Origin of the sequence: Variovorax sp. OK212, from assembly GCF_900112425.1 — a bacterium.
GTDB lineage: Bacteria > Pseudomonadota > Gammaproteobacteria > Burkholderiales > Burkholderiaceae_C > Variovorax.
This window is the reverse complement of the sequence record NZ_FOLP01000002.1, coordinates 353764-378725: the sequence shown is the minus strand read 5'-3', so window position 1 is coordinate 378725 and position 24962 is coordinate 353764. Positions and strand designations below refer to the sequence as shown.

Below are 24962 nucleotides of genomic sequence, written 5' to 3'. Positions count from 1 at the left end.
TGCCATGAACGCACTGCTTTCCACCTCCCGCTTTTCACTCTCGGCGCTCGCGCTGGCCGCGGTGCTTGCCGGCTGCGCCGTCGGGCCGCGCTACGAGCGGCCCGCCACCGCCGCCTCCGCCTCCGCCGCGTGGAAAGAGCAGAAGACCGCCGAAGGCTGGCTGCCGGCCGCGCCGGCCGATGCGCTGGACCGCGGCGAATGGTGGAAGCTGTTCGGCGACGCCACGCTCGACGAGCTCGCCGGCCGCGTGCAGGTGTCGAACCAGAACATCGCCGCGGCGGTGGCCAACTACACGCAGGCCCAGGCGCTGGTGCGCGGCGAGCGCGCGGCGCTGTTCCCGTCGGTGTCGTTCGACGGCACCGGCAAGCGCACGGGCACGGTGGGCGGCAACGGCACGGCCAGCCCGTCGAACGCGTTCGGCGCGTCGCTGGGCGCCAGCTGGACGCCCGACGTGTGGGGCCGCCTGCGCGAAGCCGTGAGCAGCGCGCAGGCCAGTGCGCAGGCGAGCGAGGCCGACCTGGCCGCGGCGCGCCTGTCGGCCATCGGCGAGCTGGCGACCAACTACTTCTCGCTGCGCGAGGCCGATGCCGAGATCGTGCTGCTGGACGAAACCATCCAGGGCTACCAGCGCGCCTTCGAGATCACGAGCAACCGCTATGCGGCGGGCATCTCGGCGCAGACCGACGTGCTGCAGGCGCAGACCCAACTGGTGAACGCCAAGGCCGAGCGCGTGGGCCTGCAGCGCACCCGCGCCACCTACGAGCACGCGATTGCCACGCTGCTGGGCGTGGCGCCGGCCGACTTCAGCCTGCAGGCCGCGCGCTGGACGCCGGTGGTGCCGGGCGTGCCGCTGGGCGTGCCGTCGACGCTGCTGCAGCGCCGGCCCGACATCGCGGCGGCCGAGCGCACGGTGGCATCGGCCAATGCGCAGATCGGCATTGCGCGCGCGGCCTACTTTCCCAACATCAACCTCACGGCGTCGGTCGGCAGCAACGCGAGCCGCGTGAAGGATTTGTTCGGCTCGGCCAACTCGCTGTGGTCGCTGGGCTTCTCGGTGGCGCAGGTGGTGTTCGACGCGGGTGCGATTGCCGCCAACGTCGACTCGGCCAAGGCCGGCTACGAGTCGAGCGTGGCGCGTTACCGCCAGACCGTGCTCACCGCCTTCCAGGCCGTGGAGGACCAGCTCACCGCGAGCGCCACGCTGGCCGAACAGGAAGGCCTGCGGCGCGAGGCTTCGGCGGCCGCGGACAAGACCGAGCAGCAACTGCTCAACCGCTACCGTGCGGCGCAGGTGAGCTACACCGACGTGGTCACGGCGCAGGCCGCCGCGCTCAGCGCACGGCGCACCCTGGTGCAGTTGCAGGTCAACCGCCAGACCACCGCCATCGCGTTGATCCAGGCGATGGGCGGTGGCTGGCAGGCGGGGTGGATGGGGGGCAGCATCAACGCGGACCAGGCCACCGCACCCCGCGCGCAGTGATCGGCTGATCTTGCGGACGAGCCCCACATGGGGCTCATCCTTTCAGCCGAGGCGCGCGGCGCCCCGGCTTTCTGGTGTCACGGCGCATCGGTGGTCAATGCGCCGGACGATCGATCGCGTGGCCCAGGTAGTCCTTGTCGGTCACCAGCACCCACAGCGCGAGCACCAGGATCACCGCGGCCACAAGAACCGCGTTGACCAGTGCGGACTCGATCCCGCGGAAGCCGACCACCCAGGGAGAAATCGCGAGCCAGGCGGCCAGCGCGACCTCGGTCCACTCTTCCCACTGTCGAGGCACGAAGGTCGCACCCAGTGCCACGGCGCCGAGCAGGATGCCCGTTGCCACCATGGTCCACATGGCGGGCGTCATGTCCGAAAAGCCCAGAACCCAGGGCGAGACGATCAGCCAGGCGCCGGCGACGGCGTTGACGGGGTCTTGCCAATGCTTCACTTGCTTCATGGTCATTACCTCCTGTCGCGACAAGGCGCCGCGACAGGGGTTCGACTCCAGGTTCCGTGCAAGGGTTCCGTGGCCGGGGTCGTGGCTTTCCCGAACCGGGGATGACGCAGGGATGTCCGGAAATGGTCGCGGAAGAGGCACCGGGCCGCGAGGCGGGCGCGCGTCATGCGTGCCGCACGAGCTGAGCCGGCCGATCCCAGGGAAGCGTGGCGCCCAAACCATCGGAAAACATGCGGATCGGCATGTTGGAGATGTGCAACTGAAAGTTGACAACTGTTAACAACAGTTAAGAAATTTTGCGTATTTATCCAAAAACTGCCGTTTATGCGCTCTTTACGGAAATTGGGTATATCAAGTAACGATACGCCGCCGTACCATCCGCGCGGCCACTTCCCTGGTGGCCCCCAGTTTCCAACCTTCGATGACCCCCCCAGATCCTTCCCGGACACGTGCGTTGTCCGTGGCCGAGACGTTGCGCAACCGCATCTTCGACGGCGTCTTTGCTCCCGGTTCACACCTGATGGAGATCGCGCTCGCCAATGAGCTCGGCGTGTCGCGCACGCCTGTGCGCGGCGCCATGGCGCGGCTGGCCGACGAAGGACTGCTGGTCTACGTGCCGAACAAGGGGTTCCAGGTGCGCCGCTTCAACGCCAAGGACGTGTTCGACGCCTTCAGCGTGCGCGCCAACCTGGAGGCCATGGCCTGCCGGCTCATTGCCGAGCGCGGCCTGGACACCGAGTCGCAGGATGGCCTGCAGGCCATGATGGACGCGCAGCGCGAGCTGCTGCAAAACGAATGGGACGACGAACGCGCGCTGTGCTGGCACGACCAGAACGTGGCGTTCCACGACAAGGTGATGGTGCTGGCGGACAACCGCTGGCTGGCCGAGGCGGTGCACCGCGCGCGGCAGCTGCCGATCATCTTCGACAGCAACCTGCGCCCGCACAACCGCGACGCGTCCATGCTGCTGTTCCGCCGCGAGCAGGCGCAGCTGGCCTTCGAGGACCACTGCCGCCTGGTCGATGCGCTGGTCCGGCGCGACGCCGGCGAGGCCGAGGCCCTGATGCGCGAGCACATCACGTCCAACCGCGACCTGCTCGTGCTGCACCTGCGCAAGAACGCCGAGCGCATCCGCACGACGGCCTGAGCCGAATCGTCTCGAGGGCCTTGGCTACCCGCTCCGCGCCGGCGGCGGCGCCAGGTACGCCCCTGACTCGAACAACTGCGCCTCCGCCTGGTCGATGCGCTTCACCACCGGCTTGCCGGCCCGGCTGGCGAGCAGCTCGACCAGCGCTTCCGTCAGCGCCACGCCCGCCGCCACCGACGGAAAGAACGAGGGGCTGTGGATGGTGAACAGCAGCGTCTCGTCCGCCAGCAGCGACAGCGGCGAGGTCACGCTGTCGGTGATGGCCACGATGCGGCAGCCGGCCGCCTTGGCCGCCTGCGTCACCTGAAGCGCCTCGCGCGAGTAGGGCGCGAAGCTGGCCACCACCAGTGCGTCGCCCTTGGCGAAGGCGCGTTGCTGCATTTCCAGCGAGCCGCCCTGGCCGTCGACCAGGTGCACGCTGGTGCGGAAGATGCGGTACACGTAGACGAACGAGAAGGCGATCGGAAAGCAGGCGCGAAAGCCCGCGGCATGCACCGCCGGCGCCTTTTCGATGAGCGCGCAGGCCTTCTGCAGCGCCTGCTCGCTCTGCTGGTGCGTGGCCTCGAGGTTGCGGCGCTGCACCTCGAACATCTCGCCGGTCAGGCTCTGGTCCCTGGCGCGGCCGACGAGCTGCTTGGCGCGCCCGCCGTAGGTCTCCGAGCCCAGGCCCATGTCGGCCGCGAAGGCTTCCTTGAGCTGCGGCCAGCCGTCGAAACCCAGGTGCTGGGCGAAGCGCACCAGCGTGGCCGGCGTGCTCTGCGAAAGCGTGCCCACGTTGCGCATCGAGCCGGTGACCACCTCGTTGGGGTGGTCGAGCACATAGCGCGCCACCTGCTGCAGCGCGGGGCTCAGTTCGTTGAAACGCTGGCGGATCTGGTCTCGGGCGCCCATGGCGGTGTCTCTCTTCGGCTGTCGTTGGAACAAATGTACCGGACGCAATTTGCCGGAACAGTTGACGGAACAAATGTTCCAAACAATAATTCGGTCGAAACGTTAGTTCCAATCCCAAGCTCAAGCCAAGTCGAGCCTTCCACCGCCATGACGCACGTCTTCCACCGCCACCTTCGCCAGACCCCGCCCGTTGCCGCCGGCTCCCACGGCATGTACATCCGCGACGCCGAAGGCCGCGAATACCTCGACGCCTCGGGCGGTGCGGCCGTGTCCTCGCTCGGCCACGCGCACCCCGAGGTCATGGCCGCCATGCACGCGCAGATCGACAAGCTGGCCTACGCCCACTCCAGCTTCTTCACCAGCGAGGTGGCCGAGCAGCTGGCCGACGAGATGATCGGCTGCGCGCCCGAAGGCATGAGCCACGTCTACCTGGTCAGCGGCGGCTCCGAAGCGGTGGAGTCGGCGCTGAAGATGGCGCGCCAGTACTTCGTGGAAATCGGCCAGCCGCAACGCACGCACTTCATCGCGCGCCGCCAGAGCTACCACGGCAACACGCTGGGCGCCCTCGCGGTAGGCGGCAACGCGTGGCGGCGCGAGCCCTTCGCGCCGATCCTGGTGCCGGCCACGCACGTGTCGCCGTGCTATCCGTACCGTGAACAGCGCGCGGACGAGAGCGCAGAGCTCTACGGCCTGCGGCTGGCGGACGAGCTCGAGGTGGCCATCCTCGCGCAGGGTGCCGACCGCGTGATCGCCTTCGTGGCCGAGACGGTGGGTGGCGCCACCGCCGGCGTGCTCACGCCCGTGCCGGGCTACTTCAAGGCGGTGCGCGCGGTGTGCGACAAGTACGGCGTGCTGCTCATCCTCGACGAGGTGATGTGCGGCATGGGCCGCACCGGCTCGCTGCACGCCTGCGAGCAGGAAGGCGTGGTGCCCGACCTGATCACCGTCGCCAAGGGCCTGGGCGGCGGCTACCAGCCGGTGGGCGCGGTGCTGGCGCAGCGCCGCATCGTCGAGGCGATGTCGAAGGGCAGCGGCTTCTTCCAGCACGGCCACACCTACCTCGGCCACCCGATGGCCTGCGCCGCGGCGCTCGCGGTGCAGCAGGTGATCCGGCGCGACGGGCTGGTGGCCAAGGTGCGCGAAGACGGCGTGGCCTTCGGCGCGATGCTGGCCGAGGCGCTGGGCGCGCATCCGCACGTGGGCGACATTCGCGGGCGCGGCTTCTTCTGGGGCGTCGAGCTGGTGGCCGACCGCGCCAGCAAGGCGCCGTTCGATCCGGCGCTGAAGCTCCACGCCACCCTCAAGAAAGACGCGATGGCGCGCGGCCTGCTGTGCTACCCCTTCGGCGGCACGGTCGACGGCCGCCAGGGCGACCACGTGCTGCTGGCGCCGCCGTTCATCGCGACGCGCGACGACCTGCGCCTGATCGCCGCGCGCCTTGCCGAATCGATCGATGCGGTGACGCGCGCCGCCGCGCGCTGAGCGCACGTTTTCCTTCCGCCTTTCTTTCGCGTCCCTTCCCCTCCACCGTCCTTCACAGGAGCGTTCCATGCCCAAGCCACGTCCGTTGTTTTCGTCTGTCGCCGCCGCGCTCGCCGTGGCCTTCGCGGTGCTGCTGCCACACGCCGCGCAAGCGCAGGAAGGCGACACGCTCGCCAGGATCAAGGCCAGCGGTGCCATCACCTTCGGCTACCGCGAGTCGTCGTTCGGCTTCTCGTACCTCGACGGCAACCTCAAGCCCGTGGGCTACAGCATCGAGATCTGCAACCGCATCGTCGAGGCCGTGAAGAGCGAGCTGAAGATGCCGGCCATCGAGATCAAGTACCAGGCCGTCACCTCGGCCAACCGCATGCCGCTGGTGCAGAACGGCACGGTCGACATCGAGTGCGGCTCCACCACCAACCTGGTCGACCGGCAGAAGCAGGTGGCGTTCTCGCCGGACATCTTCCGCTACAACGTGCGCATGCTGGTGAAGGCCGATTCGGGCATCAAGGGCATCGCCGACCTGCAGGGCAAGACGGTGGCCACCACCACCGGCACCACCTCGTTCCGCCTGCTGCGCGAGGCCGACCGCGGCCGCAGCCTCGACGTGACCAACCTCGCGGGCAAGGACCACAGCGACTCGTTCCTGCTGGTGGAAAGCGGCCGCGCGCAGGCCTTCGTGCTCGACGACATCCTGCTGGCCGGACAGCTCGCGAACGCGCGCAACCCGAAGGACTTCGTCATCACCGGCGAGAGCCTGCGCACCGAGAACCAGTCGCTCATGTTCCGCAAGGACGACCCGGCCTTCAAGGCGCTGGTCGACCGCGTGGTGTCGGGCATGATGAAGTCGGGCGAGATGGAAAAGCTGTACACCAAGTGGTTCATGTCGCCCATTCCGCCGAAGGGCATCAACATCAACTACCCGCTCAATGCCGAGACGAAGGACGCGTTCGCGAACCCGTCGTCCAAGGGCATCTGAACGCCTGGCGCCTGTGACACACCCATGACCCGCATTGCCCTGATCCACGCACTCTCGCACTCGGTCGCGCCCATCAACGACGCCTTCGCGCGCGACTGGCCCGAGGCGCAGCGCATGAACCTGCTCGACGACAGCCTCTCGGCCGATCTCGCGCGCAACGGCAAGGGGCTCGACGACACCATGCACGAGCGCTTCCAGCGGCTCGCGCAGTACGCGGTCGACACGGGCGCGCAGGGCATTCTCTTCACCTGCTCGGCCTTCGGGCCATGCATCGAAGCGGTGGCGCGGCGGCATGCGGGCATCGCGGTGCTCAAGCCGAACGAAGCCATGGTCGAAGAGGTGGCGCAGGGGCAGGGGCGGCTCGGGCTCATCGCCACCTTCGCGCCCACGCTGGCGTCGATGCCGCCGGAGTTTTCCGATGGCACCGCGCTCGAACTGGCGCTGGCCGAAGGCGCGCTCGACGCGCTCAATGCCGGCGACACGCAGCGCCACGACGCGCTCATCGCCGCGCAGGCGGCGGCGTTGCGCGAGCGCGGCTGCACGCGCATCGCGCTGGCGCAGTTCAGCATGGCACGGGCCCGTGCCGCGTGCGAGGCCGCCAGCGGGTTGCCGGTGCTGACCACGGTCGACAGCGCGGTGCGCGCGCTGCGCCGCCGCACGGCGTCGCACTGACACTTGCGCCAGCGCTTCAGCGTGCCCGCGTGTTCTCGATGATGGCGAACAGCGCCGTGATCGCGATCTGCGCCGCGTCGCTGCGCCCCAGGTCGCGCGTGCGCGCGGTCTCGCGGTCGGTGGCCTGCAGGCCGCGCGACAGGCGGCGGTACAGGTCGGCCGACGGCATCGTCGCCGAGGTGCCGAGCGCGTCGCAGTAGGTGTCGGTCAGCACGGTGGTGAGCGCTTCGCTCTGCGCGTTCGACAGCTTCATGGCATCGCCCGGAAACACCGCGGCAATGCAGTGCATCAGGTAGGCCTGCGTTTCCAGCGAGAACGACTGCTGCCGCACATAGCACTCGACCGCGCCCCAGAACATCGGCTCGGAGGTGCGGCGCCAGCTTTCGAGCACCTTGCGCGCCTTGGCCACCAGGTCGGCATGCGTGTCGCCCGGCTCGCTGGGCCGCAGCGCCAGGCCTTGCAAGGTGAGCGCCACGTCGGGGCCCGAGGCGCCGAGAAGGAAGCTCCAGAACTTCCAGCGCGCGTACCACTTCTTGTCGTGCGCCGGGTCGAGCGGCTCGAGCAGCCAGAAGTCGATGCTCTGCACCGCGTCCGTGCGCTGTTCGGCCGTGCCGCCGTCGCCGAGGTCGAGCAGCGGCATGCCCGACTGCATGCGGTCGGCCGCGATGTGGCCCTGCGCGACGATGCCCGCGCACGAGCCGCAACGCTCGATGTCGAGCAGGCGCTGCATGAGCTGGCGCAGCTCGTGCGCCGAGGCGCCGGTGGCCTGGGCCACGCGCCGCACCGAGTCGCATTGCTCGCGCTCGATGTCGTGCACGTTCTTGCGCCGGTCCTCGCCGTGGTCGGCGGCGGTCGAGACGTGCTCTTCGAGTCCGTTCCCGGGGATGAACGTTCGCATTCCAGACTCCTGCGCGCGCGGACGCCCGCGCAAGTCCGACTGTGTATCGGCGCGATACATCCGAACATCACCAGAACTGGGTATCTTGTGCCCGGCGGCACATGGGCTCGCACATGGGCCCGCACATGGGCCCGCACCTGAACGCGACCTGACCGGTGCCCTCGCGATAATTGCCGCTCTTTCAAGGAGTACGCGTGGACATCGTTTTGCTGGTCAAGGCCGCCATCATGGGCATCGTGGAGGGGCTGACCGAATTTCTTCCCATCTCTTCCACAGGCCATCTGATTCTTGCGGGCTCGCTGCTCGGCGGCTTCGGCGACGATCGGGGCAAGGTCTTCGAGATCGCCATCCAGACCGGCGCCATCTTCGCGGTGATCCTGGTGTACTGGCAGAAGATCCGCTCGACCGTGGTGGCGCTGCCGCGCCAGCCGAAGGCACAGCGCCTGGCGCTGAACATCTTCATCGGCTTCCTGCCGGCGGTGGTGCTGGGCCTGCTGTTCGGCAAGGTCATCAAGGCGCACCTGTTCATTCCGACCGTGGTGGCCAGCACCTTCATCATCGGCGGCTTCATCATCCTGTGGGCCGAGAAGCGTCCGCCCGGCTCGGTGCGCGTCGAGCACGTGGACGACATGACGCCCTGGGACGCGCTCAAGGTGGGCCTGGTGCAGTGCTTCGCCATGATCCCCGGCACCAGCCGCAGCGGCTCGACCATCATCGGCGGCATGCTGCTGGGCCTGTCGCGCCAGGCGGCGACCGACTTCTCGTTCTTCCTGGCCATTCCCACGCTGATCGGCGCAGGCGTGTACAGCGTCTACAAGGAGCGCGCGGCGCTGTCGATGGCCGACCTGCCGCTGTTCGCGGTGGGCCTGGTGTTCTCGTTCATCAGCGCGTGGCTGTGCGTGCGCTGGCTGCTGCGCTACATCAGCAGCCACAGCTTCGTGCCCTTCGCCTGGTACCGCATCGCCTTCGGCATCGTGGTGCTGGCGACCGCGTGGAGCGGCGTGGTGGTCTGGGCCGACTGACGTCCCATCCGCCGGTTGGGACCCCGAGGTCCCGATGACTCCTCAGGCCGCGGCGCCCAGCAGGGTACTCGCGGCCCGGGCCTCGCGCCGCACGGCCGTGGCGATGGGGCCGTCCACCGCCGGGTCGAAGCCGCCGGTGGCGCCCAGCGCGGTGATCACCGCGCTCACGCGGCCCGCATAGTCGTACACCGGCGCCGCCACGGCGCTGATGCCGCGCAGGTAGGTGTCCTTCACGCTGGCGCAGCCGGCCTGGCGCACCTCGCGGCGCAATTCACCGATCGGGTCTTTCGCGTCGAGTTGCGCGCGCATGTCGGGCGTGGCGTCGCCCAGCTCCTGCTCGGCCAGCGCCAGCACGCGCGACTCGTCGAGCAGGCCCAGGAAGGCCCGGCCCGTGGCCGACCACAGCATCGACATCACCGAGCCGACGCGCACGTTCACCGTCACCGGCAGGCCCGGCTCCTCGAAACGCACGATGGTCGGGCCCTTGTTGCCCATCACCGCGACGAAGCACGTCACCTCCAACGACTCGCGCAGGCGGATCAGGCAGGGCTCGGCCGCGCGGATCGGGTCGGCCTGGCGCATCGCGGCCAGCCCGATCTGGATGGCCTCGGTGCCCAGGTAGTAGTGCTGCGAGGCGGCGTCCTGCAGCACCAGGCCTTCTTCCATCAGGCTGGCGAGGTAGCGGTGCACCTTGGCCGGGCTCTCGCCGACATGGGCCGACAGCGCCGTGAGGCTGCTGCGCCCGCCCAGGTGCGCCAGCCCCTTGAGCACGGCCATGCCGGTTTCGGCGGCCTGCACGCGCTGGCGGCGTTCACGGGCGGGGGAGGGGGTGGGTTCCGGCGATGAGGTCATGTCGGGTGGATGTTAGGGGGTCGGCGCAAGCGGCCGGGCGGCTCGGCCCGGCCGGGTAAACCCGTGGGCATTGAATTACGCAATGCGTATGATAATTACGCAATACACAATATCCTCCCCGGAGACACCCCATGAAGAAGCAGATCGCCCGCGGCCTCGCCGTTCTTTCCTTCGCTGCCGTGGCGAGCGCCAGTGCCGGCGCGCAGACCTTCCCCGCCAAGCCCATCCGCTGGATCGTTCCGTACGCGGCGGGCGGCGGCTCCGACTTCCTGGCGCGCACCGTCGCGCAGACGCTGTCCACGCAGGTGAGCCAGCCGGTGCTGGTCGACAACAAGCCCGGCGGCAACACCGCGCTGGCCGCCGCCGAGACCGCGCGTGCGCCGGCCGACGGCTACACCGTGCTGTCGGCCGACAACGGCACGCTGGTGTTCAACCCCGCGCTGTACAAGTCGCTGAGCTACAGCCCCACCAAGGACCTCACGCCCGTCACGCTGATGGGCAAGTTCCCCATGATCCTGGTGGTGGGCACCAACTCGGGCTTCAACACGGCCAAGGACTTCATCGCGCAGGCGCGCGCCAAGCCGGGCGGCATCAACTACGCCTCGGCCGGCGCGGGCAGCCCGCACCACCTGGCGATGGAACTGCTGAAGGTGGAGGCCAAGCTCTTCATGGTCCACGTGCCGTACCGCGGCGCCGCGCCCGCGCTGGCCGACGTGGTCGGCGGACAGCTGCCGGCCATGATGGTCGACCTGGCGGCCGGCTCCGGCTTCATCAAGGGCGGCAAGGTGCGCGCGCTGGCGGTGGCCAACCCCACCCGCCTGCCGCAGCTGCCCGACGTGCCCACCTTCGCCGAGCTCGGTTACAAGAACGTCGAGGCCGCCGCGCTGGTCGGCGTGGTGGTGCCCTCGGCCACGCCGCCCGAGGTGGTGAAGACGCTCAACCGCCAGCTGGTCGCGGCCATCAACGAGCCTTCGGTGCGCACGCGCATGATCGACTTCGGCGTGGAGCCTGTGGGCAACACGCCCGCGCAATACACCGAGCTGCTCAAGAACGAAACGGTGCGCTGGCACAAGCTGATCCGCGACCTCAAGATCACCCTCGACTGAAGCCGCACGCCATGCCAGACACCGCACACCCCGCGCCCGCGCAGCGCACTTCCGGCTGCCCCGTCGCGCACGGCGCGCTGTCTGCCGAGCGCACGCCCACCGGCTGCCCCGTGAGCATGCGCGCCGCCGAGTTCGATCCCTTCGAGGACGGCTACCAGCAGGACCCGCCCGAGTACGTGCGCTGGGCGCGCGAGCAGGAGCCGATCTTCTACAGCCCCAAGCTGGGCTACTGGGTGATCACGCGCTACGCCGACATCAAGGCGGTGTTCCGCGACAACATCACCTTCAGCCCGTCGAACGCGCTGGAGAAGATCACGCCCACCGGCGACGAAGCCAACGCGGTGCTGGCCTCCTACGGCTTCGCGCTGAACCGCACGCTGGTCAACGAAGACGAGCCGGCCCACATGCCGCGGCGCCGCGCGCTCATGGACCCGTTCACGCCCGAGGCGCTGAAGCACCACGAGCCGATGGTGCGCGAGCTCGCGCGCAGCTATGTCGACCGCTTCATCGACGACGGCCGCGCCGACCTGGTCGACCAGATGCTGTGGGAAATCCCGCTGACCGTGGCGCTGCACTTCCTCGGCGTGCCCGAGGAAGACATGGACACGCTGCGCAAGTACTCCATTGCGCACACCGTCAACACCTGGGGCCGCCCCAGGCCCGAGGAGCAGGTGGCCGTGGCGCACGCGGTCGGCAACTTCTGGCAGTACGCGGGCAAGGTGCTCGACAAGATGCGCCAGGACCCCGACGCGCCCGGCTGGATGCAGTACGGCATCCGCAAGCAGGCGCTGCACCCCGAGGTGGTGACCGACTCGTACCTGCACTCGATGATGATGGCCGGCATCGTGGCCGCGCACGAGACCACGGCCAACGCCACCGCCAATGCCATGAAGCTGCTGCTGCAGCACCCGCAGGTGTGGCGCGAGCTGTGCGAAGACCCGGGGCTCATTCCCAACGCGGTGGAAGAGTGCCTGCGCCACAACGGCTCGGTTGCCGCGTGGCGCCGCCTCGTCACCAGCGACACGCAGGTGGGCGGCGTCGACCTGCCCGCGGGCTCGCGCCTGCTGATCGTGACCTCGTCGGCCAACCATGACGAGGGGCACTTCGAGGATGCCGACCTGTTCGACATCCGCCGCGACAACGCCAGCGACCACCTGACCTTCGGCTACGGCTCGCACCAGTGCATGGGCAAGAACCTGGCGCGCATGGAGATGCAGATCTTCCTGGAGGAGTTCACGCGCCGCATGCCGCACATGCGGCTTTCGCAGCAGCGCTTCACCTACGTGCCCAACACCTCGTTCCGCGGGCCCGAGCACCTGCTGGTCGAGTGGGACCCGGCGGCGAACCCCGAGCGCACGAACAAGGGTCTGCGCGACGTGCAGGTGCCCGTTCGCATCGGCGAGCCGTCGGCGCAGGCCATTGCGCGGCCGGTGGTGGTGGAGCGCGTGACGCCGGTGGCCGACGGCATCGTCAAGCTGCGCCTGGCGTCGCTCGACGGCAAGCCGCTGCCGCGCTGGACGCCCGGCGCGCACATCGACGTGGAGTGCGGCACGAGCGAACTCTCGCGCCAGTACTCGCTGTGCGGCGACCCCGACGAGGCGAGCGTGTTCGAGATTGCCGTGCTGCACGAGCCCGAAGGGCGCGGCGGCTCGGCGTGGGTGCATGCCAACGCGAAGGCCGGCGACCGGCTGCGCATTCGCGGGCCGCGCAACCACTTCCGGCTCGACGAGACGCTGCAGAAGGCGATCTTCATTGCCGGCGGCATCGGCATCACGCCGGTGAGCGCGATGGCGCGCCGCGCCAAGGCGCTGGGCATCGACTACGAGCTGCACTACAGCGGCCGCAGCCGCGCCAGCATGGCTTTCGTGGACGAGCTGGCCGCGCTGCACGGCGAGCGCTTGCACGTGCACGCCGCCGACGAAGGCCGCCGCAACGACCTGCAGGCGCTGCTCGCGCAGCCCGTGCCCGGCGCGCAGGTGTACGCCTGCGGCCCGCTGCGCATGCTCGAGGCGCTCGAGGGCTGCTGCGCCGCGTGGCCCGAAGGCGCGTTGCGCGTGGAGCATTTCGAATCGACGCTGGCCACGCTCGACCCGTCGAAGGAACAGGCCTTCGAGGTCGAGCTGAAGGACTCGGGCCTCCTGCTCACCGTGCCGCCCGGCCAGACATTGCTGTCGGCCCTGCGCGCCGCGAACGTCGACGTGCAGAGCGATTGCGAAGAGGGCCTGTGCGGCTCGTGCGAGGTGCGCGTGCTGGCCGGCAAGGTCGACCACCGCGACGTGGTGCTCACGCGCAGCGAGCGCGATGCCAACACCAAGATGATGACCTGCTGCTCGCGCGCCTGCGAAGGCGGGCGGCTGGTGCTGGAGCTGTAGCCGCGGCCGCCGCTGCGGCCGCTGCGGGCCTCGCGGCCGGGTGACCGGGTGGCTAGGTGGCGAGCGGCATCCGCAGCGCCACCTGCGTTTCGCCGGGGCGGGAGTGCAGCTGCAGCTCGCCCCCGAGGCGGCGCGCCCGCGCGCGCAGGTTGCGCAGGCCGGCGCCGCTGGTGTTTCCGGTGCTCCTCGTGCCTCCTGTGTTGTCGACCACAAAACCGCGTCCGTCGTCGCGCACGCTCAGCTGCAGCTCGGCGCCCGTGCGCGCCACGGTCACGTCCACGCGCTGGCTGCCGCTGTGCTTGAGCACGTTGGTCAGCGCCTCCTGCAGGAAGCGCATCAGGTCGAGGCTTTGCGAGGGCGGCAGTTCGAGCGTGTCGATGTCGGTCACCTTCCAGCGGCAGTCGATGCCGTTGGCGTCGAGCAGCTGCGCGCTGCGGTGGCGCATCGGCGCCAGCAGCTCGCCCAGCGCGCGCGCGCCGTCGTCGCGGCCAGTGGCGTCGATGATCAGCCGCAGGTCGTCGCGCAGGCGCTTGAGCATGGCCAGCAGTTCGGGCGCGCCGAGGTTGCCAGGCTGGCGCTCCAGCGTCGCGATGCTGCCCACCAGCATGCCGCCCAGGCCGTCGTGCAGGTCGCTCACCAGGTTCACGCGTTCGCCGATGCGCGCATGCGCGAGCTCCAGCGCATGCTGCTGCGCCAGCGTGGCGGCCAGCTCGGCCTTGGCCGCGTTCACTTCCTCGATCAGCTCGGTGTTGAAGTTCTCGATGCGCCGCAGGCTCTGCGCGAAGCGCGCCGCCTGCGTGAGCGCCATGCCCAGCAGCAGCACGTACGACGACATGTTGGTGTAGTAGAGGTTGCTGTCGATCACCTGCGTGAACACCAGCAGGTCGTGCGCGCCCGTTGCCGCCGACAGCGCCATGAAGGGTGCGATGAAGCGCAACGGGCTGCCGCGGTGGCGCAGGGCATGCACGATGGCCGTGCTGTTCACCACGATGACGGTGAGCCCGCCCGCCAGCGTCCACACCGCGCGGTGCGCGGCCAGCGTGGAGAGCGGCGCCAGCCACAGGTCGAGCACGCCGGCCACCGCCACCAACAGCGCCGCGCCTTCCAGCCGCGGCAGGCGGCGCCCGCCGTAGCGCAGCACGAAGACCATGTAGGCCACGCTGAACACCAGCAGCAGCGAGGTGTTGAGCGCCTGCCAGGCGTGGTTGGTGCTGAACGGCCAGGGGCTGGTTGCCACCTGGTTGCAGGCGAACAGCAGCCACAGCACCGACATGGCCGCGAACCAGCCGTAGGCCGTCTCGCGCCGGCGCAGCCACCACCACGCCGCGAAGAAGGCCGAGACCGCGGCGCTGACCGCCAGGCCCAGCACCTGCAGGTCGCGGCGCACCAGCTGCTCGCGCTCGTAGCGCGCCTGCATCGCGGCCGGCTCGCCGAGCTCCACCGGCCCCAGCCCGGCCTGGTAGGCCGCCAGGCCCGACACGCGCACCAGCAGCGTGTTGGTGCCGGGCCGCAGCAGCGGCGGCGCCAGCAGCCAGTAGCGCGGTGTGTTCCAGGCGCGCGTGAGCGGCTCGACCAGGCTCGGGTCGCGCGAGATCGTCGTGCCGTTGAGCGACACCTCGCCGGCCATGTTGAGGTAGTTCAGCAGCAGGCCGGTTTCGCGCAGCTGCGCGGGCTGCTGCCAGGTCAGCCGGTACCAGACCACGCCGTCGAAGCCGGGCCAGCGCGTGGCCCAGCTGTCGGGCAGGGTGACGGGTGTCCAGCCTTCGCTGGGTGGCGCCGTGTCGTGCCAGCCGGCGGCGCGCACGGCTTCGACCTGCAGCGGTGCCGCGGCGGCCGCACCGGTGGTGGCCGCGAGCAGAAGAAAAAGGGAGAGGAGCGCCCCGATCAGCGCAGCAAGCCGTGCCGCCGCGCCTGGAAGACGGCCTCGGTGCGCGAGTTCACGGCCAGCTTGCGGTAGATGTTCTTGGTATGGCATTCCACGGTCAGTCTGGAGATCGAGAGCGACTCGGCCATCTCGCGGTTGCTCAGCCCGTGCGAGACGAGCTCGAGGATCTTGTGTTCGCGCGGCGTGAGGGCGCTTGGCGGGGCGGCGGGCTGGGGGGCCCCAGGCGCTTCGGGCCCGCCCGCCACCGCGGCGGCGTCGCCCGGCTCGCTCGGCGCCGGCGGCGCGGCAAGCTGCGTCTGGGTCGTGGCCAGCCACGACAGGATGCGCCGCGCAATGGTCGGGTCGATCGGCGCGCCGCCTTGCTCGATGCTGCGCAGCGCGATGCTCAGCTCCAGGTCGTCGCGCTCCTTCAGCAGGTAGCCGATGGCACCCGCGCGCAGCGCCGCGAAGATGATTTCCTCGGTGCGCCAGGCCGAGATCACCACCGCCGGCACGCGCGGGCAGTGCGCCTGCATCCAGCCGATGAGCTCCAGGCCGCTGCCGTCCGACAACCCGATGTCGACCAGCACCACGCCGTAGTTGCGCTCCCCGAGCAGCTGCTGCGCCCCGGCAACGCTGTCGGTCACCGCGATGCGGTCCTCGTCGCAGCCCAGCGTGGACAGCACGTAGCGCAGCCGCTCCTGCATTGCCGGATCGTCCTCGACGACCAGGGCAGGAGACAGCAGCACGGGCTCGGCGCCGTCGATCAGGGAAGAGGACATGAAGCGGATTTTTCGGCTAACGAAGCAGGACAGCCAGAACGTATTTACTTATTTTCAAGGATTGTTGCCAAGTATTGCCGGTTGTATCCCCTGGCCCTCCTGAGGCCGTGGGCTTCGGGGCGGCGGCATCCTTGCGCATCAGGCTGCGGCGGAGGCCGATTTGCACGGCGGCCGGCACATGATCAGGTACTCCGAATCGGTCACGGGCTCGCGGTGCGCGGCCTCGCGGCGAAAGCCCAGGCGCTCGTAGAACGGCACGCTGGGCGGCGTGAAGGTTTCCAGGAAGCAGGGCACGCCCGCCGCGTCGGCCTCGGCCAGCGTCGGCACCAGCAGTTGGCCGCCCAGCCCGCGGCCTTGTGCGGCGGGCGCGATGCCCAGGATCGACAGGTACCAGGCGCCCTCGGGTACCGCCGCCGGTGCGCGCGCCGCCATGAACTCGACGATGCGGTGGTAGTTGGCGTGGCCCAGCGGCCCGAGCGCTTCCGCGAGAAACGCGTTCTTGGCCGCCGACTCTGCCGCGTCCACGGCCGCCGCGCGCGGCAGCAGCCAGGCCGCGGCACCCAGTTCACGGTCTTGCGGCACCAGGCAACGGCCGGTGCGTTGGGCCTCGCCCAGCGAGTAGGCGAAGTACGAGGCCAGCACGGCCTTGCGCCGCGGCATGTCGTGCGCGAAGTCGGCGGAGATCGCCAGGTAGAAGGGATCGACGATCAGCGCGTCGGCGAGTGCGGGCGTGGACAGGTGTTCGAGCGGCATTCGGAGCGTGCGGGGTGCACAGGGTGCATGGGGTTCGGGAGCAGGGGAGTCCGCACGATTCTAGGCAGCGGCCCCTTTTCCCCTTCTGGCATTCGACGCTTGCTCAGTCGAGCGTGACCCCGCCGCTCAGGTTCAGCACCGCGCCGGTCATCGCACCGGCCCCGTCCGACGCGGCGAACAGCGCCGCGGCCGCGAGCTGGTCGAGCGACGGCAGGCGCTTCACCAGCAGGCCGGCCGGCTTGGCCGCCAGCATCTCCTCGACCGTGAGGCCCATGCCTTGCGCCACGGGGCGAAAGACTTCATGGCTGTGCGAGCCGCCCAGGGCCGCCTCGGGAATGGCGTGCGAGCGGATGCACACCGTGCGGATGTTGAACGCCGCCAGCTCGCCCGCCATGTGGCGCGACAGCGCCTCCACGCCCGCGCAGGCCACCGCATGCCCGAGGTAGCCCGGCCCCGGCAGGCGCGAGGCCGGCGTCGACACCGACAGGATCACGCCGCCGCCGCGCCCCGCCATGTGCGGCGCCACGGCCTTGGCCGTGAGGAACGGGCTGCGCGTATAGACGTGCACGGGCAGGAAGTAGTCGTCCAGCGAAAGCGCCGACAGCGGCGTGCCCTGCACATGCACGACGCCGATGGCGTTGAGCGCGATGTCGATGCCGCCAGCGCGTTCGGCCACCGCCGCGGCGTGGCGCAGCATGGCCTGCTCGTCGAGCGCATCGACCACCGCCGCCTCGGCCTGGCCGCCGGCGGCCACCATGTCGCGCACCACCGCGTCGAGCCTGGCGCGGTTGCGGCCCGTGACGAACACCCGCGCGCCTTCGCGTGCAAAGGCGCGGGCCACCGCCGCCCCGATGGCGCCGCTGCCGCCGTGAACCACCACGCACCGTTGCTTGAATGCCTGTGACATCGTCTTTTCTCCTCGGGTTGCCGCCCGCGGCGTGCGGGCGTTCCAGCCAAGGACGGACGGCGGCGGCGCGGTCCGACAACGCCGGCGCAATTTCTTCGGATTCTTTTTTCAGACCTGCGGAATGCGCGCCGCGATCGTGCCCGGGTCGTACCAGGTGACGGGCCGGATCTCGAACACGCCCGTCTCGAACGCCAGCCGGTGCGCCGCGTGCGTGGCGTCATCGAGCGTTTCGCACTCGACGATGTAGATGCCCATCAACTGCTCCTTGGTCTCGGCGAACGGCCCGTCGGTCACCAGCGGGTGCAGGTCGCCGGCGCGGCGCACCGTGGTCGCCACGTCCGGCATCAGCCGCAGCACCATGCCGAGGCGGCCTTGCGCCTGCAGGTCGTCGCGCAGGTCGGCGTGGCGTTCGAGCATGTCCTCTTCGACGCCGGGCTCCCAGGCGGCCACCGCCGATTCGGAGCCGTAGATGAGGATGGAATAGAGCATGGTCTTCCTTTGCAGGCTGGGGGAGGTGAAGAGCGAGGTAAAGAGCGAGGTGAAGAGCGAGGTGAAGGGGGCGCGGGTTCAGTGCGGCGCGCCGGCGCGGTCGAGCATGCCGCGGATGTGCGCCGCCTCGGCCGCCGTGCGGGCCAGCGCCAGGGCGCGCGCAAAGGCCGCGCGGGCTTCCTCGCCCAGGCCGAGCTGCAGCAGCAGCGCGCCGCGCAGGCCGTGAAAGTGAAAGTAGCCGCCCAGCGCATCGGCCAGCGGCTCGACCAGCGACAGCGCCACGCGCGGCCCGTGCAGCTTGTTCACGGCCACCGCGCGGTTCAGCGTGACGACCGGCGAGGGCTGCAGGGTTTCGAGCGCGGCGTAGAGGCGATCGATCTCGCCCCAGTCGGTGTCGTCGGCGCGCGCGGCCTGCGCGTGCGTGCCTGCAATGGCGGCCTGCAGCTGGTAGGGGCCCGGCCGGCGCTGGCGCAGCGCCGCCTCGGCCAGCGCCAGGCCTTCGCCGATGAGCGCGCGGTTCCACAGCGCGCGGTTCTGGTCTTCGAGCAGCACCACCAGGCCGCCGGCGTCGAGCCGCGCGCCGGCGCGCGCATGCTGCAGCAGGAGCAGGGCGGCCAGGCCCATGAGCTCGGGCTCGTCGGGGAACAGCGCCAGCAGCAGCCGCGCGAGCCGTATCGCCTCTTCGCACAGCGCGGCGCGCACATGCTCGGTGCCGCCGCCGGCCGCATAGCCTTCGTTGAACAGCAGGTAGACCGTGGTGCACACGGCGGCCAGCCGCTCGTCGCGCTCGCGCCGCCCCGGCGTGTCGAACGGAATGCCGGCCGAGGCCACGTGCTTCCTGGCGCGCGTGATGCGCTGCTCCATCGCGCTTTCGCCGACCAGGAAGGCGCGCGCGATCTCCCGCACCGACAGCCCCGAGACGATGCGCAACGCCAGCGCGATCTGCTGCGTGAGCGGCAGCGCGGGGTGGCAGCACACGAACAGCAGGCGTAGCACGTCGTCGCGGTAGTGCCCGTGGTCGAGCTGCTCGATGCGGGATGCCTCGCTGTCGCCGAAGGCCAGGGTGCGTGAGAGAGCGTCACTGTCTTCGTCGTCGGGCAGCGGCTCATGCCGGCTGCGCCGCCGCAGCTCGTCGACCCCCGCGTTGCGCCCCACGAAGATCAGCCACGCGAGCGGGTCGCGCGGCGGGCCGCCGGCGGGCCAGTGCTGCAGGGCGCGCAGGCAGGCCTCCTGGAAGGCTTCCTCGGCCGTGTCGAGCTCGCGGAAGCGGCGCAGCAACGCGGCCATCGCGCGCGGGCGCGATGCGGTCAGCGTGGTGGCGATCCAGGCGGTGTCGGTCATGCGAAGCGCTTGTCCCTCGTTCTTGCTCACCCAAGGACGAACGAGTATGCGTCGCACCGACACGCTCGGCAAAATAAGACGAGCAGTTTTCTAAATGTCCTTGAATAGAAATGGAACGCGCCAGATGACGTTTGCAATGAGTTGGGAAGAATGGGCCGCGCACGACGGCATCGGGCTGGCCGAGCGGGTCCGCAAGGGCGACGTGACGGCCGCCGAGCTGGCCGCGCAGGCCGCGGCCGGCATCGCCAAGGTCAACCCGCAGCTCGACGCCGTGGTCGAGGTGTTTGGCGACGTGGTTGCCGACCCGCTGAAGGACGGCATGAACCCCGAGGGCGTGTTCGCCGGCTTGCCTTACCTGATGAAGGACCTGGGCCCCACGCTGAAGGGCCGCCTGCAGGAATTCGGCTCCGCCATGATGCAGGGCCAGCGCCCGGCGGCCGACAGCTTCCTCACGCAGCAGCTGCGCAAGGCCGGCCTGAACATCGTGGGCCGCAGCACCACGCCCGAGTTCGGCGTGTGCAGCTCGGTGGAGAACGCGTACAACGTCACGCGCAACCCGTGGGACCTCGGCTACACCACCTGCGGCTCGTCGGCCGGCACCGCTGCCATCGTCGCCGCCGGTGTGCTGCCGCTGTCGCATGCCACCGACGGCGGCGGCTCCATCCGCATTCCGGCCGGCGTGAACGGCAACATCGGCCTGAAGGTGTCGCGCGGCGTGTTCTCGCTGGCACCCGGCTTGTCGGACCTGTCGGGGCTGGTGTCGATCCAGGGCTGCCACAGCCGCACCGTGCGCGACACGGCGGCCTTCGTCGACAACTGCCGCGGCGGCGCGCCGGGCGAGTTCATGCCCTTCTGGTCGCCGGCCGAGCCGTACAGCGAACTCATCAGGAAGGACCCGGGCCGCCTGCGCATCGCGCTGTCGCACGAGTGGGGCGACTTCCGCGCCACGCCGCATTTCGTGGCCGAGCTGGAACGCGTGGGCAAGTTCCTCGAAGAGCTGGGGCACCACGTCGAATGGGTGCTGCCCGAGGTCGACTTCCAGACCGCCTTTGCCGCGCAGACCACCTGCTACATCAGCAACTTCGCACAGGTCATCGACGGCCACCTGCACCGCCTCGGGCTGGCGCGTCCGCCGGCCGAGCTGCTGGAGCCGATCAACATCAAGATCTGGGAAGCCGGGCTGAACACCTCGTACACCGAGCGCTCGAAGATGCAGGCCGTGTTCAACACCACCTCGCGCGCCTTCGGCGACTTCTTCCAGCGCTGGGACATCATCCTCACGCCGATCACCGCGCTGCCCACGCCCCGGGTCGGCACCAGCGAGTACCTGACGACCAGCACCAACCCGTCGGTGCACGACTGGTTCGCCAACCTGTGGCAGAACTTCGCGTACACGCCGCTGGCCAACCTGTGCGGCATGCCCGGCATCTCGCTGCCGATGGCCACGCAGGAGAACGGCATGCCGCTGGGCATCCAGGCGCAGGCGGCTCAGGCGAACGACGGCCTGCTGCTGCAACTGGCCGCGCAGATCGAGCGGGCACTGGGTGGGAAGTGGAATGCGGGCGAGCGGCCCGGGGTGCATGTCACCGGCAAATGACGTGAGGTGACGTGAGTGGTATGGGCGACCGGCCCATCCTTCAGGGAATCTTGAGCCAGCTCCGCAGCTTGGCTACCGTCATGGGCTGCGTGAAATAGGCGCAGTGGTGTACGCCGTCGGTCCTCGCATACGACAGCGTGTCCGTCGGCTCCCAGCGGCGATGGGACATCGATTCGGTGTCAACCACCAGGTCATTGCCGCTCGGAAAGAGCCGGTCGGTGACGCCGTTCGCCGCGATCCACGGCAGCTGCCTGAGTTGTGCCACGATATTCCACCACGGCTCATCGCGCTTGGGCTCGTAGTCGGAGCTCAGCACGTAGCACGCCGGATTGCCGCTGGCCGCGGTCCAGCGCGGATCGTCCCAGAGCCGCCTGAGTTCGGCGTTGTTGGTTACGCGCGACTGGCCGTTCAGGCCCGGCACCAGCGCAATGGCCGCGTCGGCCACCGGCAGCGCCGAGAGCGTCCCCGAGATGCCGCCCAGAATGCCCACCAATCCGCCTGCGCCGGCCAGAAAGCCGCTGGCGAAAGTGGGGAATGCGGCGCTGGTCTGGAGCCCGTTGCTGAGCATTTGCGCGTAGTTTGCGAAGTAGTCGAGCAGATGGCGAATGCGGTACGGCGATGCGAGACTGGTACCTGACAGCGGTGCGCCCGCAGCCACCAGCGTCTCGACCGTGTAGCGCGTCGAACGGATCCACCAACTCGCCACCAGCCCGCCTCGGCTGTGGCAGATCACGTCCACCGGCGTGGCCAGTGGCAGGCCGGCTGCGCTCAACGTGTTCTCCAGGTCCATGGCGTTGAGGATCGGACTTACGCTTAGCGTCGGGTGGTCGAAGCTCACCACATGGCTGTAGACCTTTGCCAGCGCCGAGGCAAAGAACGACGGCGGCAGCGCCTCGAAGTACACGTCGCCCTTGCTGAAGGTGCCGTGCACGAGCAGCAAAAGTCGCTTGCACTCGTTCAACTGGCCGGCGGGCTTGACGGGATCGCCGAGCGTTGCCTCCGAGAAGAGACGCAGGCCCTGGTTCGGCGTGAGCTTTTCGTCGAGCTTCTGCAGCGCAGCGCCGATGGCGTTGGGCCCAACCTCCGCCACCTCCGAGCGGGTGATGGTGCGGCCGAACGAAAACAAGCCGCCACGGTAACGCCCACGCCCACCGAGTGCGGTGCGGCGCAGGCTGGGTGCGCCGCTGCTCATGGTGCCGACGCGATAGTCCCAGTGAAGCACGCCGCGGCTGTCCTCGATCAGCAGCACCTCGGCGCTGGCTGCGCCATTACGTGTCGCGCGGACGCCGCGCTTTGCCGCACCCGCTGCGCGCTGCTGTGCCTCGTGTTCCGCTGCCACCTCGAAGGTGACCGAGGCACCACGTGCAAGCTGCTCGGTGGCCAGCAGCTGGAAACCGCTTTTCGCCTGGACGGAAGCCGGTGTGTTCATGGTGCGCTCCTCAGGCGAAGTTCAGCGGAAGCGGCGTGATCTGCGCCGTGCGCGCACTCGCCAGGTCGATCATGTAGTCGAAGTCCTGCGGATCGCTGAGGTTGTCCTGTCCATGGGCAATGGCCTCGTCGAAGCCGCCCATCATGGTCAGCAGCGTGGACTCCAGCGTCACCAACTCTCCGGTGTCGATGTAGTGCTGGATCTCGCGCAGCGAGGTGCTCAGGAACATTCCGTAGATCGGGCGGCGCGGCAGGAAGCTCCACTTTTCTCCGGCGTCGGCCTTGTCGGTCATCTCGAGGAAGCGATCGCGTCCTTCCATGCTGCGCCAGTAGCCCACGAAAGCATGCGCCTTGAGCACCAAGATGACTGGCTGGATGTCCACCAACTCGAGCGCCGCAGCGAGCAGGAGTGCCAGATCGATGCAAGTTCCCCAGCCACCCTTGAGCACCATGGTGGGCGTGCGCAGGCGTTGGCTGTCGGTGTCTTTGCTGTAAGCCGGCGGCGGGTTGATGTAGCCAAGCCGGTACTCGTGCACGAGCGTGGACCACAGCGCACGCACCTGCAAGTCGACGGCTTCGGGCGAATCGGCCTGGTAGCCTTCGAACCCGGCCGTGGCGTCGTCGCGCAGCACGCGCACGTACTTTTGCGCCTTCAAGACGAGGGCCTCGACCTCGGGATCGCGCGGAAAGATGAAAGACGCCAGCGTGTGCGCGCTCTGTATCGAGAAGCGCCACTGGTCAGTGGGTAGCAGGCGGGTGCGGTATGTCTTGCTGAGCAGCACCTGGGCGCCATAGGTGAGCTTGACGTAAAGCGTGGTCACCACACTTTCACCGCAGGACCGCGCGAGCGGCGATGTCAGCGGAAACTCGATGTCGCTGCGCAAGTCGATGAAGGGCGCCTCGATGTCGAACTGGTGGCGGTAGACCAGTTCGCGGTCTTCGCCGTTCAGTCTTACCTCGATATTCATGTTGCGGAGAATCAGCGGTTCTTTCAGGAAGACGCGGAAGTTCTCGAACGGGTACTCTTTCTGATGCAATTGCGCGTAGTTGAGACCGGGTGGCACCTTCACATAGCACTCCCACTGCTCGGATGTCAGCAGGCCGCCTTCGTGTTCTTCGTTTCGCGTAGGCTGGAGTTCGTCGGCTGAGGTGTCCATGCCATTGAACTCCTCCAGTCTGGATTCATGCGACCACAGCACGATGCCCGAACCGCGCAGGCTCTCGGGCAGCCGCCACAATCCCTTCAACGCACGCACGTGAGCGACTGCAACGCGGCCTCGGCTCGCCGCAAGGCCCTTGTAGAACTCCTTGAAGTACTCTTCGGCCAGTTCGTCGTCGATGAAGTCCTGGAAGCCGATCGAGGCGCCGGCGTGCGCCTCGCCTACAGTCAAAGCGGCAATGCGGTTGGCCGAGTGATACAGGTTCCAGCAGACCAGCGCAGGTTTGTGCGTCTTGAACAGATCGGGCAGCCGCATATACGAAACGCAGGCAATCCGCGCGCTGGTTCCATGCATCAACTCGGACTCTTCGTGGAGCATCGCGTACCCGTCGGCTTCCTCCATGCCTTCGATCTTCGGATCGGGCCCGCACTCACCCAACTGGCCAAGGATGACTTCGCTCTCTTTCGCCCTCCAATCGTTGCTTTCGGCGAGGGCGCGTGCCTGGTGGGTGTCGCATCCCGCGAAGTGCACGATGTCAGGTCGGAATTCGGCAATCTTCTCCTGGAGGGCCTTGAACTTAGGCGTCCAGATCTCCTCGATCTCTGCTTTGGGCAACTGAGCCTTGATGTTGTCGAGCTCGGACTTCAGCGTGTATTTGCGGCTGATGAAGCCGGGCGCCGAGAGAACGATCAACACCTTCCAGTTGCCCGGGGGCAGTGTCTGTGCTGCAGCCTTGGTCTTGGCGCCAGTCATATCCAGTCGACGGATGGCTGGCAGTCGATTGAGTTCGCGCAATTCGTGCGGCCGGTTCGCTCGAATCACGGAATTGAGCACGAACTCCCAGGGCATGACACGGTACTGCCAGTTGTCATCCTCGACGGTGTAGCGGATCGTTACCTCGACGACCGGCGCCTCCGGCTCCGGCATGGGAGGGGCCGACTGCTTCTTGTCGCGGTGAAACAGCCGACCCCACATCAGCACCGCCTTTGTTTGCTGCGCCACGTTGAGCACGTCGCTGCCCTGCCAGCGCTCGCGGTTGAGCAGTGCGTAGTTCCACCAGAGCGCTTGGCGATCGATTTCCCGGCTGCCGCTCGTGCGCAGGGCTTGCGGCTTGCCGGGCCAACCCACAGTCATGACTACGTCGTCGGCGCTGGTTTTCTCGGACGGCGATGTGCTTGCCGGTGCCCGCTGCTTTTCTTTGGTTGCCATGGAGCCCTCCAGTGGTGGAGGGCGACTCTAGTCAATCGTGGGCCAGCCGTGCATCCCTTAAATAAGGTGGG

General features: G+C 68.8%; 21 protein-coding genes. 9 read left to right on the top strand and 12 right to left on the bottom strand.

What is annotated here, in order from left to right:
- The first annotated feature begins 4 nt into the window (after positions 1-4).
- Complete coding sequence (locus BM004_RS08345) at positions 5-1480, top strand: efflux transporter outer membrane subunit (protein WP_093128423.1); 1476 nt, start codon at positions 5-7, stop codon at positions 1478-1480.
- 94 nt (positions 1481-1574) lie between these two features.
- On the opposite strand, the gene BM004_RS08340 is transcribed toward BM004_RS08345, so the two are convergent.
- On the bottom strand, positions 1575-1940 hold the full coding sequence (locus BM004_RS08340; RefSeq protein WP_093213044.1) for an SPW repeat protein: 366 nt from the start codon (positions 1938-1940) through the stop codon (positions 1575-1577).
- 460 nt (positions 1941-2400) lie between these two features.
- On the opposite strand from BM004_RS08340, the gene BM004_RS08335 reads away from it, so the two are divergent.
- Positions 2401-3087 (top strand): GntR family transcriptional regulator, encoded by a 687-nt coding sequence (locus BM004_RS08335; RefSeq protein ID WP_177225477.1) that lies wholly within the window; start codon positions 2401-2403, stop codon positions 3085-3087.
- A gap of 24 nt (positions 3088-3111) precedes the next feature.
- On the opposite strand, the gene BM004_RS08330 is transcribed toward BM004_RS08335, so the two are convergent.
- A complete protein-coding gene (locus BM004_RS08330) occupies positions 3112-3978 on the bottom strand; it encodes a MurR/RpiR family transcriptional regulator (protein ID WP_093212520.1) in 867 nt (288 codons plus the stop codon).
- A 147-nt stretch (positions 3979-4125) separates the two neighbouring features.
- Between BM004_RS08330 and BM004_RS08325 the strand changes: the two genes are divergently transcribed.
- The 3 genes from BM004_RS08325 (at position 4126) to BM004_RS08315 (ending at position 7111) form a co-directional block, all read left to right on the top strand.
- Entirely contained in the window at positions 4126-5460 is a 1335-nt protein-coding gene (locus tag BM004_RS08325; protein ID WP_093212518.1) for an aspartate aminotransferase family protein, read from the top strand.
- Positions 5461-5527: 67 nt separating this feature from the next.
- Entirely contained in the window at positions 5528-6439 is a 912-nt protein-coding gene (locus tag BM004_RS08320) for a transporter substrate-binding domain-containing protein (protein WP_093212516.1), read from the top strand.
- Positions 6440-6463: 24 nt separating this feature from the next.
- Complete coding sequence (locus BM004_RS08315) at positions 6464-7111, top strand: aspartate/glutamate racemase family protein (protein ID WP_093212514.1); 648 nt, start codon at positions 6464-6466, stop codon at positions 7109-7111.
- A gap of 16 nt (positions 7112-7127) precedes the next feature.
- On the opposite strand, the gene BM004_RS08310 is transcribed toward BM004_RS08315, so the two are convergent.
- Positions 7128-8009 carry a hypothetical protein gene (locus tag BM004_RS08310; protein WP_093128434.1) on the bottom strand — a complete coding sequence of 294 codons (882 nt, stop codon included), beginning with the start codon at positions 8007-8009 and terminating at the stop codon, positions 7128-7130.
- Between the two features lie 194 nt (positions 8010-8203).
- Here BM004_RS08310 and BM004_RS08305 point away from each other — a divergent pair, with 194 nt between their 5' ends.
- Positions 8204-9031: an undecaprenyl-diphosphate phosphatase gene (locus BM004_RS08305; RefSeq protein ID WP_093128436.1), complete on the top strand. Its 828-nt coding sequence runs from the start codon at positions 8204-8206 to the stop codon at positions 9029-9031.
- Positions 9032-9073: 42 nt separating this feature from the next.
- Here BM004_RS08305 and BM004_RS08300 read toward each other — a convergent pair whose 3' ends face one another.
- Positions 9074-9883 carry an IclR family transcriptional regulator gene (locus tag BM004_RS08300; protein WP_093212512.1) on the bottom strand — a complete coding sequence of 270 codons (810 nt, stop codon included), beginning with the start codon at positions 9881-9883 and terminating at the stop codon, positions 9074-9076.
- A gap of 131 nt (positions 9884-10014) precedes the next feature.
- Between BM004_RS08300 and BM004_RS08295 the strand changes: the two genes are divergently transcribed.
- Positions 10015-10989, top strand: coding sequence for a Bug family tripartite tricarboxylate transporter substrate binding protein (locus tag BM004_RS08295; RefSeq protein ID WP_093128439.1), 975 nt, complete (start codon positions 10015-10017; stop codon positions 10987-10989).
- 11 nt (positions 10990-11000) lie between these two features.
- On the top strand, positions 11001-13361 hold the full coding sequence (locus BM004_RS08290) for a cytochrome P450/oxidoreductase (RefSeq protein ID WP_093212510.1): 2361 nt from the start codon (positions 11001-11003) through the stop codon (positions 13359-13361).
- Positions 13362-13413: 52 nt separating this feature from the next.
- On the opposite strand, the gene BM004_RS08285 is transcribed toward BM004_RS08290, so the two are convergent.
- The 6 genes from BM004_RS08285 to BM004_RS08260 all read right to left on the bottom strand — a co-directional run bounded on the left by BM004_RS08285 (position 13414) and on the right by BM004_RS08260 (position 19497).
- On the bottom strand, positions 13414-15336 hold the full coding sequence (locus BM004_RS08285; RefSeq protein ID WP_093212508.1) for a sensor histidine kinase: 1923 nt from the start codon (positions 15334-15336) through the stop codon (positions 13414-13416).
- Positions 15246-16007 (bottom strand): response regulator transcription factor, encoded by a 762-nt coding sequence (locus BM004_RS08280; RefSeq protein WP_093128442.1) that lies wholly within the window; start codon positions 16005-16007, stop codon positions 15246-15248. The genes BM004_RS08285 and BM004_RS08280 overlap by 91 nt, the downstream gene beginning before the upstream one ends.
- Positions 16008-16145: 138 nt before the next feature.
- A complete protein-coding gene (locus BM004_RS08275) occupies positions 16146-16760 on the bottom strand; it encodes a GNAT family N-acetyltransferase (protein WP_093212506.1) in 615 nt (204 codons plus the stop codon).
- Positions 16761-16863: 103 nt separating this feature from the next.
- A complete protein-coding gene (locus BM004_RS08270; RefSeq protein WP_093212504.1) occupies positions 16864-17667 on the bottom strand; it encodes an SDR family NAD(P)-dependent oxidoreductase in 804 nt (267 codons plus the stop codon).
- 108 nt (positions 17668-17775) lie between these two features.
- Entirely contained in the window at positions 17776-18156 is a 381-nt protein-coding gene (locus BM004_RS08265; RefSeq protein WP_093212502.1) for a YciI family protein, read from the bottom strand.
- Positions 18157-18234: 78 nt separating this feature from the next.
- Entirely contained in the window at positions 18235-19497 is a 1263-nt protein-coding gene (locus BM004_RS08260) for an RNA polymerase sigma factor (protein WP_093212500.1), read from the bottom strand.
- 136 nt (positions 19498-19633) lie between these two features.
- Between BM004_RS08260 and BM004_RS08255 the strand changes: the two genes are divergently transcribed.
- Positions 19634-21094: an amidase gene (locus BM004_RS08255; protein WP_256219827.1), complete on the top strand. Its 1461-nt coding sequence runs from the start codon at positions 19634-19636 to the stop codon at positions 21092-21094.
- A 40-nt stretch (positions 21095-21134) separates the two neighbouring features.
- On the opposite strand, the gene BM004_RS08250 is transcribed toward BM004_RS08255, so the two are convergent.
- Positions 21135-22523, bottom strand: a complete 1389-nt coding sequence (locus BM004_RS08250; protein WP_093212496.1) for an esterase/lipase family protein — start codon at positions 22521-22523, stop codon at positions 21135-21137.
- 10 nt (positions 22524-22533) lie between these two features.
- The gene (locus tag BM004_RS08245; RefSeq protein WP_143072415.1) at positions 22534-24891 is read right to left on the bottom strand and encodes a hypothetical protein; all 2358 of its coding nucleotides are present in this window, start codon (positions 24889-24891) and stop codon (positions 22534-22536) included.
- Between the last annotated feature and the right edge of the window lie 71 nt (positions 24892-24962).